This window comes from Corallococcus silvisoli, from assembly GCF_009909145.1.
Lineage (GTDB): Bacteria > Myxococcota > Myxococcia > Myxococcales > Myxococcaceae > Corallococcus > Corallococcus silvisoli.
In genome coordinates, this window is the sequence record NZ_JAAAPJ010000001.1 from 632800 (window position 1) to 646557 (window position 13758).

The 13758-nt window shown below is 72.7% G+C and carries 7 protein-coding genes; 6 read left to right on the top strand and 1 reads right to left on the bottom strand.

The features are described 5' to 3' along the window. Positions 1–45: 45 nt before the first annotated feature. A complete protein-coding gene (locus tag GTY96_RS02480) occupies positions 46–984 on the top strand; it encodes an RluA family pseudouridine synthase (protein ID WP_143898124.1) in 939 nt (312 codons plus the stop codon). A 153-nt stretch (positions 985–1137) separates the two neighbouring features. Then, positions 1138–7851, top strand: a complete 6714-nt coding sequence (locus tag GTY96_RS02485; RefSeq protein WP_161663742.1) for a hypothetical protein — start codon at positions 1138–1140, stop codon at positions 7849–7851. A gap of 25 nt (positions 7852–7876) precedes the next feature. Here the strand turns inward: GTY96_RS02485 and GTY96_RS02490 are convergent, their stop codons facing one another. Next, on the bottom strand, positions 7877–8743 hold the full coding sequence (locus GTY96_RS02490; protein ID WP_235685289.1) for a PorV/PorQ family protein: 867 nt from the start codon (positions 8741–8743) through the stop codon (positions 7877–7879). A 60-nt stretch (positions 8744–8803) separates the two neighbouring features. Here GTY96_RS02490 and galU point away from each other — a divergent pair, with 60 nt between their 5' ends. The 4 genes from galU (at position 8804) to priA (ending at position 13754) form a co-directional block, all read left to right on the top strand. Continuing rightward, positions 8804–9706: a UTP--glucose-1-phosphate uridylyltransferase GalU gene (galU, locus tag GTY96_RS02495; RefSeq protein ID WP_143898130.1), complete on the top strand. Its 903-nt coding sequence runs from the start codon at positions 8804–8806 to the stop codon at positions 9704–9706. Next, positions 9703–10458 (top strand): hypothetical protein, encoded by a 756-nt coding sequence (locus GTY96_RS02500; RefSeq protein ID WP_161663743.1) that lies wholly within the window; start codon positions 9703–9705, stop codon positions 10456–10458. Before galU ends, GTY96_RS02500 begins: the two co-directional genes overlap by 4 nt. Before the next feature lie 103 nt (positions 10459–10561). Continuing rightward, positions 10562–11170 (top strand): glutathione S-transferase family protein, encoded by a 609-nt coding sequence (locus GTY96_RS02505; protein ID WP_143898134.1) that lies wholly within the window; start codon positions 10562–10564, stop codon positions 11168–11170. Positions 11171–11360: 190 nt separating this feature from the next. Then, on the top strand, positions 11361–13754 hold the full coding sequence (gene priA / locus GTY96_RS02510) for a replication restart helicase PriA (RefSeq protein WP_235685290.1): 2394 nt from the start codon (positions 11361–11363) through the stop codon (positions 13752–13754). Positions 13755–13758: the final 4 nt, after the last annotated feature.

Here is a 13758-nt window from a genome sequence, read left to right on the forward strand (position 1 = left end):
CTGGCTGCATGCCCCCCTTGTGCTTCGGGAAGGGAGGGGGGCGCCATGAAGCGCCGGACGTTCCGGGTGGAGGGCGCGAACCAGGGCCGCACGCTGGTGGAGGCGGTGGAGGCGGAGCTGGGCCTGCCGGTGGCGGATGCGCGGCGGCTGGTGGAGGTGGGCGCGGTGTACGTCGCCGGGCGCCGCGCGCGGGATGGGGCGGTCCGGCTCCAGCCCGAGCAGGTGGTGACGGTGGTCCTGGAGGAGGCGGGCCAGAGTCCCCTGGAGGCCGCGAAGCCGGCGGCGCCCCTGCGCGTGCTGTTCGAGGACGCGGACGTCATCGCGGTGGACAAGCCGGCGGGCCTGAACGCGCAGCCCACGGAGGGGCGCGTGGGGGGAAGCCTCGTGGACCTCGTGGGTGAGCACCTGGGGCGGCCGGCGGGACTCGTGCACCGGCTGGACCGGGAGACCTCCGGGGTGACGGTGTTCGGCAAGTCCGCGCCCGCCACCTCGGCGCTGGCGGAGGCCTTCCGCGAGGGCACCGCGCGCAAGCGCTACCTGGCGGCGACGGGGCCGGGGCTGCCGGCGGCGGGGACGGTGGACCTGCCCCTGTCGAAGGACCCCTCGAGGCCCGGGCGCTGGCGGGCGTCCCGCGCGGCCAACGGCGTGCCCGCGTGGACGGACTACCGCACGCTGTTCGCGAGCGATGCGTTCTGCCTGGTGGAGCTGCTGCCCCGGACGGGGCGCACGCACCAGCTCCGAGCGCACCTGACGGCGCTGGGCGCGCCCATCCTCGGGGACGCGCGCTACGGAGGCGCGGCGAGCGCGGGAGGCCATGCGGCGCCGCGCTGTCTGTTGCATGCGCACGCGCTGGAGCTGGGCCATCCGCGCACGGGCCGGCCGATGCGATGGGAGGCGGAGGTGCCGGAGGACCTGCGGGCGTTCTTCGCCGCGGCGGGCGTGCGGGTGCCGGAGGGCCCCATCGTGGCCGCGGCCGCGCCCTGACACCTGGGATGGCCGGTTCGGGCCTTCCCACGGGGTGGGGGTGGAGAGGGGTCCCCCCATGCTTCGCATCGTGTGTAGACTGGAGACTTCATGGGTGGCGGGAGACACGGCAAGGGCCCTGGGACGCCGGAGCCTTCGCTTCGCGGACCGGGGATGGCCTCGCGAGGGGAAGACGTGCGAGGCGCGGTGGCCCAGGTCTGCCGGGATGCCGCCCGGTTGGTCCGGGAGGGGCAGGCGGCCCGGGCGTACTCCGGGTTGGTGGCCGCCAGCCGTTCGTTGCCGATGACGCCGCGGCTCGCGGCGGTGTTGGTGCGGTGCGCGTTGAAGGCGGGCACGGAGCGCGCGGTCGTCACCCTGTTGGACGCGGCGATGGTGTCCGAGCGGGGCGTGGTGCGCCGCGAGGTGCGCCGTCAGCTGTCGCGGGTGTTGCGGCGCACGGGACAGGAGGCGCGCGCGGCGGCGGTGCTCAACGGGTTGCTGATGGACGCGCCGGACGACGCTCGGGCGCGCTTCGTGCTCGACGTGCTGCGTGAGCGGGTCGCGAAGGCGAAGGAGGAGGCGGCGCGGCAGCATCCCGGGGAGGACGAGGAGTCCCGGACGAAGACCGTGGAGGTGTCCGCCCTGGCGCTGTCGGATCCGGAGCTTGGGAACACGGTGGTGGAGATGCCGGTGGTGGAGATGCCGGTGGTCGCGGTGCCGGTCTCGCCCGTGAAGGCTCCGCGAGCCGTCACGGTGCAGGTCCCGCTGGGGGAGTGGGCGGGACTCGAAAGGGCCGCGGCGCGAGGACCGGAGTTCCCCTGGGAGGACGACGGGCCGGGCCGGGCGCGGGTGGTGACGCCACCAGAAGCGGCGCGGGCGCGGGTTTCGGGCGGTGGGGCGACGGCTGGGGCCTTGGGAGGGCAGGGGTCGTTGCCGCCCGTCCTGGCGCGGTCCGTGGAGTCGTCACCCGACGCTGGGCGGTCCGCTGCGCCATCGAGCACGTCGCCTGTGCCGGACGCGGAGTTGGCGTCGCGTGCAAGGGCCGTTGCTTCATCGGGCACGTCACTTCCCGCGGATGGGGTGCAGGTGATGGTGGGCCGGGAGGCAGCGGCTTCGCACAAGCCCACGTCGGCGGATGCGGCGCGGGCGTGGGAAGCGGAGCCCGGGGTGAACTCGGGCGAGGTGGCCTTGGCTGCCGCGGCGCGGGCGTGGGAAGCGGAGCCCGGGGTGAAGTCCGGCGAGTCGTCCCTGGCCGATATGGCGCGGGCGTCCGAAGTGGGGACCGCCGCGAAGTCCGGCGAGTCGTCCCTGGCCAGTGCGGCACAGGCGTCCGAAGTGGGGACCGCCGCGAAGTCCGTTGAGTCGTCCCTGGCCGATACGGCGCGGGCGTCCGAAGTGGGGACCGCCGCGAAGTCCGTTGAGTCGTCCCTGGCCGATACGGCGCGGGCGTCCGAAGTGGGGACCGCCGCGAAGTCCGTTGAGTCGTCCCTGGCCGATACGGCGCGGGCGTCCGAAGTGGGGACCGCCGCGAAGTCCGTTGAGTCGTCCCTGGCCGATACGGCGCGGGCGTCCGAAGTGGGGACCGCCGCGAAGTCCGTTGAGTCGTCCCTGGCCGATACGGCGCGGGCGTCCGAAGTGGGGACCGCCGCGAAGTCCGTTGAGTCGTCCCTGGCCGATACGGCGCGGGCGCCTGAAGTGGAGCCCGTCGCGAAGTCCAGCGAGTCGTTCCTGTCCGATACGGCGCGGGTGTCCGAAGGAACGCGCCCTGGGAGTTCGGGCGTCTCATCGCCCGTCGATGGGGTGCCGGCGCCCGAAGAGATGCCCGTGGCTCAGTCGGATGGACCCTCGTCCACCCATGCGACGGCGGCATCGGAAGAAGCGGCCACGTCGCGCCTGCGTGAGCCGGTGTCCGCCGATGCAGAGCCGTTGCCCGGGAAGTCCGTCATCGCATCGAGCGAGCCGTTGTCGGCGGACATGCCGTCTGACGTTGGGACGCCGTTCGCCGATGCCTCCGTGTCCTCGCCAGTGGATGTGGCGCAGGCCTCTGTGCAGGTGGCGACAGCCTCAAGCCAGGATGCATCGTCGAAGGGGATGCATGCGCCCGTGGAGCGGACGGCTGGAGAGAACGTCTCCGCCGCATCGGGCGGAAGTGCGTCGTCTGACGCGGCGCTGCTCTCTGACGTCAGGACCGCCACGGCAGCGGATGCATCGTCGCCTGTGCATGTTCCACAGGCGCTAGGCGAGCCGTCGCCGTTCGATGGCGCGGCAGCCTCTGAGAAGCACGCCGTTCCGACCTCGAACGTGTCATCGCCAGTCGATGGGGTGTCCGCACCCGAGGTGAAGCCCGCAGCGGCGGCGGCCGAGCCGCGGGTCTTCGAGGTGACGCAGGCCTTCGGCAAGAAACTCGTGGTGGCGGCGGAGGAGCCGCTGTCAACGGATGGCGCGCGGGCTCTCGACGAGAAGCCCATGATGGCCGCGACCGGAGCTTCACCGGTCGGAGAGTTGCCTGCCTCCGACGGCAATTCCGAGGCGGCATCAAGTGCCGCTCCCTTCACCGGCGAACCGAAGGCCTCCGCTGAAACACCGGGCGCCGCGACCCTCGGCCCCAGCCACGTCCCTGCCGCGCCGGATGCGGTGCGGGTGCCGGGCGAGTCTTCCAAGGCGTTGGGCGAGGACGGGTCGACGTCGGAGTCGACTCCGAAGGTGTCGGGCGAGGATGCATCGACGTCGAAGACGCAGGCGCCGCGCGCGCCCGGTGCGGTGCTGGTGCCCGGAGCACCCTCGACGGCGTTCGACGAGGACGAAGCGACCTCGGAGATCACTCCGCCCGAACGTGTCGAGTCGGAGAAGGCTCCTTCCGCGTCCGCCCTGTCCCGTGACGAGAAGCCGCGCGCACAGCCTCCTGCCTCCGCGCGCCGGGCCACCGTGCTGGTTCCTGCTGCCTCGAACCCGGCTTTCGAGGAGGAGGAATCGACCTCGGAGGGAGTCCCCCCTCAGGTTGAATCGGACACGCCTCGAAGCCCGTCAGGCCCCGAACGCGATTCCAGCCACATCGCCTCGGGAACGCCCGCTGAGCGGGGGACGAATCCGGAAGCGTCATCCTCCGTGCGCACCGCGGAAGAGGGCTCGGAGCGGGCGCAGTCGCAGCGCCAGGAGGCGCAACTCATCGCGCGCCGTGCGTGGCGAGAACTGGCCCAGCTCTATCTCAAGCGCGCGGACCGGGCGAAGGACGCGCCAGAGCGCGCCGAGGCCCTGACGCGGCTCGCGGAGGTGATGGAGAACGAGCTCCAGGACTCCGCGGGCGCCGCGCGCATGTACCGGGAGATCGTCGAGCTGACGGGTGAGCGCACGGCCTTGCGCGAACAGGTGCGGCTGCTGTCCCAGCGCGAGGACGCATCGCTGGTGCGCCGAGCGCTCGATGACGCGATCTCTCGAGCGCGAACGTCGCGGGCCCGGGCCGTCGCGCTGCTGACGCGAGGCGAGCGGCAACTGAACATGGGCGCGCCCGCCAAGGCGCGCGTGGACTTCGAGGCGGCGGATGCGCTCGTGCCGGGCATGTTGCCCGTGCTCGCGGGGCTCGTGCGCTGTGTCTCCGACGAGGAGCGCTTCGCCCAGGTCGAGCGGCTGCGCGCCGCCTGCGCCGCCGCGCCGCGCCGCGCACCGGACCGCCTGGATGCGTTGCGAGTGCTCGCGCAGGTCGCGGAGGAGTCGTTGGGCGACCTGCGCATCGCGCAGTGGGCCTGGGCCGAGGTGCTCGCGGAGAGCCCCGACAACGAGCAGCCCCGGGAGCACCTGCTCGCGCTCGCACGCCGGCTGGGGGACCTGCCCGCGCTCAGCCAGTTGCTGCACGCGCAGCTCGCCCGCGAGCCTCGGGGACCAGCCGCGCGCAAGGCGCACCTGGAGCGCGTGGCCACGCTGGAGGCCATGGGGGACGCGGGCGCGGCGCTGGCGGAGCTGCGCCAGGCGGTGCGCTTCGAGCCGGGGCACAAGGAGGCCTGGCTGTTGCTCGCGGACCGCTGCACCGAGCGCGAGCAGATGGGGGAGGCCGCCTGGGCGTTGGAGAACGCGGCCACCGCGACGGAGGACGACGAGGAGCGCCAGCACACGTGGGAGCGGCTCGCGCTCTTCTGCCGAGAGGTGTTGCACAACACCGACCGTGCTCGCACCTACGCGCGCCGCGCGGAGAGCCTGCGCAAATCCCGCGAGCAGCGGGCCCGTCCGCCGCCTCCTGAGCCTCCGCGCCCCGCGCCGCCACAGGCCAGCGGTATGCCTCCGCCGTCGGTGCTCGTGGCGCCGCCGGTCGCCACGGGGCGCGCGCCCGCGAATCGCAAGGACCTGTCCGACGAAGTGACGTCCAACACGGACGTCCAATCCTTGATGGGCGCTGAAGAGGCGCCGCCCGCGGAGGCGCCGGCGAAGCGTTCGTCCCGGACAAAGGAGGGTTCGGCCCGGAAGTCCGCGGACGCAGGCACGGCGTCGCCCACCGCCGCCAAGGCGCGGAAGGCACGGGCGACGGGTGAATCTCCGGAGGCGTCGGGGGCCGCCGCATCGCCCAAGGGGCGGGGCAAGGCCGCGTCCGCGAAGGCACCGTCGGGGAGCCAGGCTCCCGTGGGAGCCGCCGCAGCTGGCACCGGGGTCGCCGCTCCATCGAAAGCCTCGCAGGCAAGCCAGCCCCCAGTCGCGGATGCGTCGCTGGGTGCGGAAGCAGCTCGACGACCGAAGACGCCCTCAGGACGTCATGACTCGGTGTCGGAACCCTCGCGGGGGGCGGAAGCCTCGCGTCAGCCGAAGTCCCCGTCGGGGAGCCATGCTCCCGTGGGAGCAGCCTCGGCAGGGACGCCCGACCCGCGCCAGCCGAAGTCCCCGTCGGGGAGCCATGCTCCCGTGGGAACCGCGTCTGCGGGGACGGCCGCCCCACGCCAGCCGAAGTCGCCGTCCGGACGGCACGCGCCAGCAGGTGCCCCGTCACAGAATCCAGAAGCACAGCACGAGCCCCAGGCCACGGCGGGGCGGCCCGCCTCGGTGGCGAGCCCCACTCCGAAGGCGGAGGCCCCCCGTCGCGCCCCATCCGCGAAGGCCCCCACGGAGAGCCCTCCCTCGCTCGCGGAGGCCGTGCCGGGACCGAGCACCATGGCCCGGGCCTCGAAGCCCTCGCGCGGGACCTCGGCAAGCACGGGGCACGCCTCGGAAGCAGATACACCCGACCACCAATCCCGCGCCCCCGCCTCGCCCCGGGAAAGCACGACGGGATTCGGAGCCTCCCTTTCGCCAGAGGCGGAACGCGAGTCGCCACCGCCAGCCGCGTTCCCGCCCACGCCGCGAAAGGCGTCCGCCCCGAGCCCCACGGCCGCCGCGGATCGCGCGTCCGCCCCAGACGAAGGCGCCCCGCCCTCCGGGCCGTCCGCCCGTTCCTCCGGAGCCGCCAGGAACGCAGCGGGCACCCAGGTCCGCGAGGCCCTGCCCAACCCCCGCGTGGAGCGCGCCCCCCGCGCCGGTCACGCGCCCCGCGCCCCGCTGTCCGCCAGCGGCGTGGAGCCCCCGGCCGCCGCGGCCCGTGCTCCGCTGTCCGCCAGCGGCGTGGAACCCCCGGCCGCCGCGCCCCGCGCCATCGCTGGCGCCTCGCGTCCCGCCGCGCCACCGGCCCGCGGCAGAGGCGCCCCTGAAGCACCGCCCTTCATTCCCACCCTCGACCAGATTCCGGACGAGGACGAGGACTCGGAGGAACTTGGCGGCGGGCCCGTGGAGGCCACGAGCGTCATCGCCTGGGAAGCGCCTCCCGGCCGCATGGACCCCGTGCGCCGCATCCACCGCGCCGGCCGTCCCGAAGGCACCGTCTCCGGCCCGGCCCCCACGCGCCCCCCGAGCGGAGGCCGCACCATCGTCGGCGCCGCCGAGACCCGCGAAACGCCCGCCGTCCCGGACGCCGCCGCCGCGCCGCCCGCCGAGGCCACCTCCGCGGAGCCGCTGGTCTTCAAGCTCGTGCGCGAGCGTCCGCTCGACCCGAAGCCCTACCGCGGCCTCGTGGACCACTTCGACCAGCGCGGCGACACCACCCGCGCCGCGCTCATGCGCGAGCTCGCCGACGCGCTCGATGCCCGCGACGTCTCCGCGCCCCGCGTCCAACGCGGCCCCCTGACCAACCAGGAGCGCGCGGGCCTGCGTCACCCGGGCCTGCGCACCCCGTCCGGTGAGCTGCTCGCGTGCGTGGGCATCGCCCTGTGCCGGCTGTTCCCGTCGCCCGCGCGCATCGCCAGCACCTCGGAGCCCCTGCGCGCCTCCGCGGGCCCGGGCGCCTCCGCCGTCCTGGACGCGCTCCACACCGTCGCGCGGTTGCTGGGCGTGCCGCTGCCCGAACTCGTCGCGGGCGACGACGACACCGCCCACATCACCCCGGTGCACACCACCGTCCCGCGCCTCGTCGTCGGCCGGCTCCTCGTCCAGCAGCCTCCGTCCACCGCGGAGCTGCGCTTCCACGCCGGCCGCGCCCTGTTCTCGCTGTCGCCGGACCTGCTCGCGCTGCGCGCCCTGCGCAAGGACCACCTGCTGCGCGCGCTCGCGCTGCTGTCCTCCGTCCTCCGCAACCCCAAGGACGCCGGCGACGACGCCCGCGTGGTGCGCGAATCCCTCTCCCCCCGAGCCCTGGAGCGCGCCGCCCTGCTGATGGAGCCCGGCACGCGCGACTTCGACGCGACCCTGCTCGTCGCCGCCGCGCGCGACTCCGCCAATCGCGCGGGGCTCGTCGCCTGCGGAGGCCCCGGGCCCGCGCTCACCGTGCTGCGCGCCCGCCGTCCGCACGACTCGGAGCTGGAGGAGCTGGTCCGCTTCGCCGCCTCCGAGCGCTACCTCGCCCTGCGAGACCCCGCGGAAGCGGGCCGCTCCGGAGCCTGAGCGCGCGGGGCGCCGCCCGCGCCCCTCAGTTCACCGAGACGCGCAGCGTGAGCGCCAGCAGCCGCCCGTTCAGCCCGCCCAGGTCGTGCTGGTACGCGAGGTCCACGCCGCCGCCGCCGGGTGACAGGAAGCCCAGGCCCGCGGTCACCCGCGAGACCTTCTGGAAGCCGTCGTACGTGTAGCCCACCCGCACCGGAACGACCTCGTTCAGGATGTACTCGACGCCCGCGTTGTACGTGAGCACCGCCGAGTCACGCGACTCGAAGTCCCCTCGCACGTCCAGCGCCACCACCGTGGCCTGCCCCACGTAGCCCGCGTGCGCGGAGAAGTAGCGCGTCAGCTCCACGTTGTCCGTGTCGATGAGGTTGTACCCCGCCACGCCCAGCGTCAGCTGTTCGGTCAACCGCATCAGCACCCCCGCGTCCAGCGTGATGGAGTTCGCGAAGCGCGACTGACCGTTCAACCGCAGGTAGTGCCCCGACATGCCGATGAGCAGCGACTGTCCCAGCGGCAGCGCCGCGCCCAACGTGCTCAGGTTCGCCGTCGTCCGCGTCCCGCCGCGCCCCAGGGACAGCCAGTGGTAGTCCACCCCCAACGCCAGCCGGCCGCTGCTGGAGTCCGCCAGGGTGACGCCCAGGAAGCCCTGCTTGTTGCGCGGGTCGTACGCCCCCGTGCCCTCGATGCGGTAGGCCGGAAACAGCGCCATGGCCGCCGGATTACCCAGGAGTGCATCCGCACCCAGGCCCGTGGCCCGAAAGGCGCTGCCCATGCCCAGGGACCGTGCATTCGCGATGTTGCGCAGCTCGTCGGCGGGTTCGCCAGCGGCCCGGGCGACGACGGGGAGCACGGACAGCGTCAACGACAGGGCGGCAAGGATGGCACGGAGCGGCATGGCGCCAGGGAATCTATCCGGCTTGCTGGGGTTCTGGGCCACCAATAGATTCCTCGCCCCATGTCCTCTCCTGACACGAAGGCAGCGAAGCTCATCCGCAAGTGCGTCATTCCCGCCGCCGGCCTGGGCACCCGTTTCCTCCCGGCCACCAAGGCCGTTCCCAAGGAAATGCTGCCCATCGTCGACACGCCCACCCTCCAGTACATCGTGGAGGAGGCCGTCAGCGCCGGCATCGAGGACGTCGTCGTCATCAACGGCCGCGGCAAGGGCGCCATCGAGGACCACTTCGACATCGGGTTCGAGCTGGAGACCACGATGCGCGCGCGCGGGAAGACGGCGGACGCGGACAAGCTGCGCGCCATCGCGAACCTGGTGCGCATCATCAGCATCCGCCAGAAGGAGCCGCTGGGCCTGGGCCACGCGGTGCTGTGCGCTCGGAGCGTCATCGGCGACGAGCCCTTCGGCGTCCTCCTGGGAGACGACATGATCGACGCGGAGGAGCCCGGCATCGGGCAGCTCGCGCGCGTCTACCAGCAGCACCAGAAGGCCGTCATCGCGCTGATGGAGGTCCCCGACAGCGAGACGCACCTGTACGGCATCGCCGCCGGCAGGGACCTGGGCAACGGCGTGATTCAAATCGACCACGTGGTGGAGAAGCCCAAGAAGGGCACCGCCCCGTCGAACCTGGCCGTCATCGGGCGGTATGTCCTGCCCCCGTCCATCTTCCCCATCCTGGAGAAGCAGACCACCGGCGTGGGCGGTGAAATCCAGCTCACCGACGGTCTGGCCACGCTCCAGAAGACCGAAGGTCTGCTGGGCTACAAGTTCCAGGGCCAGCGCTACGACGCCGGTGACAAGGTGGGTTACCTCAAGGCGAACATCGCCTATGCGCTCAAGCGCCCCGACCTGCGCGGAGGACTCCTGGAGTACATGCGCGAGGTCGTCAAGACGGAGAAGCCGTGAAGCGTCTCATCGCCGTGTCCGCAGTCCTCGTCTCTCTCGCCGCCGGCGCCTACGTGCTGCCCGGTGGCTCCATCCTGCGGCGCATGGTCGCCGCGCGGGAGGAGAAGCACCTGTCGGCCTTCCGGGTGGAGGGCTCCGTCATCTTCTCCTCCACCGCCGTGCCAGAGGCGGGGGCCGCCCTCAACGTCACCTCCGACCGCCCGGAGCTCCAGGGCGACGGCGTGCTGAGCGTGAAGATTCCCGGCCGCTGCCGCTTCGACGCCACCTCGCCCGAAAGCAGCAACAAGGCCGCGTCGGTGCTGGCCTCCGGCAGGAAGCGCGTGGAGGGCAAGGAGGTGGCCGCCATCTCCGTGCTCGTCACCCAGGTGTGCGCCATCCTCGCGCAGGACTCCGGCAGCGTGCAGGAGACCCGGCTCGCCCAGGAGGCGTACCTCCAGGGACTGGGCGTCAACACGAAGCTCACCTCGCTCGCGCGCTTCAGCGGCGAGGTGGCCTTCGTCCTGGGCGACCCCGCTGAAGGCAAGCCCCAGTTCTGGGTCTACAAGGACGCCTTCCGGCCCGCGCGCCTGCGCTACGCGGACCCGGCGGGCACGGCCTGGGATGTGCGCTTCGTGGACTACGCGTCGCCGGCCACCGGGGACTGGATGCCCCGCACGGTGGAGGTCTGGCGCGCGGGACAGCGCGTGCTGCGCTTCACCGCGCTCAAGGCGGACAACCGCTCGGCGGTGTCGGACAAGCTCTTCACGCCGTAGCGGCGCCGCTTCGAATCGCTTGCCGTGGGCGGGACTCGCGGTTGAAAGTCCCGCCCGCCCCGAAGCTCGGATTCCCCTGGCTTCCGGTGCGGAGGCGATTCACATGAAGCTCTATGGCAGCCCGTTCAGCACCTGCACCCGCAAGGTCCTCGTGGCGCTGGGGGAGAAGGGCCACGAGGTCGAGTTCATCCACATCGACCTGATGAAGGGCGAGCAGAAGACGCCCGCGCACCTGGCGCGCCAGCCCTTCGGCGTGGTGCCCGCGCTGGAGACGGACGACGGCTTCGTGATGTACGAGTCGCGCGCCATCATCCGCTTCCTGGACCGCACCCTGCCGGGTCCGGCGCTGACGCCCGCGGACCCCAAGAGCTATGCGCTCATGGAGCAGTTCATGGGCGTGGAGCAGTCCTACTTCTCCCCCCCGGCGATGAAGATCGTCATGGAGCGCTTCCGGGGCACCAACGACGAGGCGAACATCGCCAAGGGCCGCGAAGGTGTGCTGAAGCCCCTGGAGGTCATCGACGCGGTGCTCGCGAAGCAGCCGTTCCTCGCGGGCAAGGACTTCTCGCTCGCGGAGATCTGTTGGGCGCCGTACGTGGACTACCTCTTCGCCATGGGCGAGCAGGGCCTCATCGCCCCGCACAAGAACGTGATGGCCTGGTGGGACCGCGTGTCCAGCCGGCCGTCGGTGAAGAAGGCCTTCGGCAAGTAGCCGCGCGACCGTCTGCCTTCCGCCGCGCTCCAGCGGCAGGCGACCGGGCCTCTTCCGCCTCCCTGGTTCCAGGGGCGGGAGGGGCCCTTCGCGTTTCCCAAAGGCCCCTGCATGTCAGACGCCCCGGGCACAGTGGATCCCGGGTGCAGGACGGACGGGGTCGGGGAGCAGGCGGCAAGAGGGTGCGGTCATGGAGCAGGAGCACTTCGCGCTGGGCGGTTTCACGCGGACGCAGGGAGAGGTTTCCTCTCGCGGTTCCATCCCCTTGCGGACGCGCCGTACGGAAGTGGGAAGGGAACTGTCGCAGCGGGAGCACGCCGCTACAGTGCGCCCCGTCGTGAGTGCCACCCCCGCCCTCCTTGCGTCCGTCGCCGTGGGCCGCCCCGTGCGCGGGGAGTTCACCTACCTGGTCCCAGAGGCGCTCGCGGGCCAGCTGGCCCCCGGCCAGCGCGTGCTCGTGCCCTTCGGCCGCGGCATGGCGCTGGGCTTCTACCTGGGGCCGGCCCAGGCGCCGGTGGAGGGCGGCGTGCGGCTCAAGCCCATCCAGCGCGTGCTGGAGGACTCGCCCTCGCTGCCCAAGGACCTCATCGCGCTGCTGCGCTTCGCCGCCGAGCACTACCGCTACCCGCTGGGGGAGGTCATCCGGGGCGCGCTGCCGCCGGGCCTCTCCACCGCGGTGGATGAGAAGGCGGCGAAGGCGGACGTGCAGTTCTTCGTCGAAGCGCTCGTCACGGAGGTGCCTCCGCTGCTCGCCCGGGCCCCGGCCCAGGCCGCCGTGCTCCAGTACCTCCTGGCGGTGGGAGGACGCGCGCCGCTGGAGGAGGTGACGCACGCCATCCCCGGCGCGCGCGAGACGCTCAAGAAGCTGGCGACGCGCAAGATGGTGAAGTGGGTGGAGGTGACGCTGGAGCCTGGCGTGCGCGAGGGGCTGGTGCAGAACCGCCCGGACCGGCTCACCCCGGAGCAGGACACGGCGGTGCGGGAGCTCCAGGCCGCCGTCGACGTGGGCGGCTTCCAGCCGTACCTCCTGCACGGCGTCACCGGCAGCGGCAAGACGGAGGTGTATCTGCGCGCGGTGGAGCACACGCTCGCGCGGGGCCTGGGCAGCCTGGTGCTGGTTCCTGAAATCGCGCTGACGCCGCAGCTCGTAGGGCGCTTCCGCAGCCGCTTCGGCGGGGACGTGGCGGTGCTGCACTCGGGGCTGAAGGACCGGGAGCGGCTGTTCCACTGGCAGGCGCTGCGCAAGGGCACGGTGAAGATCGCCGTGGGCGTCCGCTCGGCCGTGTTCGCGCCGGTGGAGCACCTGGGACTCATCGTCGTGGACGAGGAGCACGACCCGTCCTTCAAGCAGGATGAGAAGCTGCGCTACCAGGCGCGCGACCTCGCCGTGGTGCGCGGCAAGCAGGCCTCGGCGGTGGTGGTGCTGGGCTCGGCCACGCCCTCGCTGGAGACGCTCCAGAACACCCGCTCCGGGCGCTACAAGCTGCTGGAGCTGCGAAACCGGGTGGATGACCGGCCCATGCCCACCATCAACCTGGTCGACCTGCGCGTGGAGCGTCCGCGCGAGGGCCAGGTGACGGAAGAGGCGCCCATCCTGAGCCCGCAGATGCTCCAGGCCATGGAGGAGACGGTGGCCAAGGGGCAGCAGGTCATCCTGTTCCTCAACCGCCGGGGCCACAGCACCATCCTGCTGTGCGAGGTGTGCGGCCTGTCGCTCAAGTGCCACGACTGTGACGTGTGCTTGACGCACCACCGCTCGCAGAACCGGGTGGTGTGCCACTACTGCGGCGTCGCGTTCCCCGTGCCGGACCGCTGCCGCGAGTGCACGGGTCCGTTGCTCAAGCTGGGCATCGGCACCGAGCGCGTGGAGGCGGAGGTCCTGGAGCGGATGCCGCACGCACGCGTGGCGCGGCTGGACCGGGACTCGGCCACGAGCGCGGAGCGGCTGACGGAGCTCCTGGCGTCGTTCGCGCGCCGGGAAATCGACGTGCTGGTGGGCACGCAGATGGTCGCCAAGGGGCACGACTTCCCGGGCGTGACGCTGGTGTGCGTCGTGATGGCGGACACGTCGCTGGCGATTCCCGATTTCCGAGCCGCTGAGCGGACCTTCCATTTGTTGACCCAGGTGGCGGGGCGGGCGGGGCGGGGGAAGGACCCGGGGCGGGTGTTGGTGCAGACCTACAATCCAGACGCGGAGCCGGTGAAGCGGGTGCTGGCGCACGACTTCGACGGGTTCTCGAATCAGGAGCTGGAGTGGCGCAAGGCGTTGGCCTATCCGCCCTTCGCGAGGATGGCGGCCGTCCGGCTGGAGGGGGAGCACCCCGAGCAGACCGCGGGCGTGGCGCGCTTCCTGGGCAACCTGGTGGGGCGGCACATGCCGCCGGCCTCGGCGGGGGTGCGGTTGCTGGGGCCGGCCCTGGCGCCCATCGCCCGCATCCGGGGGAAGACGCGCTGGCAGCTGCTCCTGAAGGCGCCGACGCATGCGGCGCTCGCCCCATTGCTCGCCCGGCTGGAGGCGGCGTTGGCGGATGTGCCCAACGGGGTGAAGGTCGTGATCGACGTGGATCCCGGGGCCATGCTGTAGACTC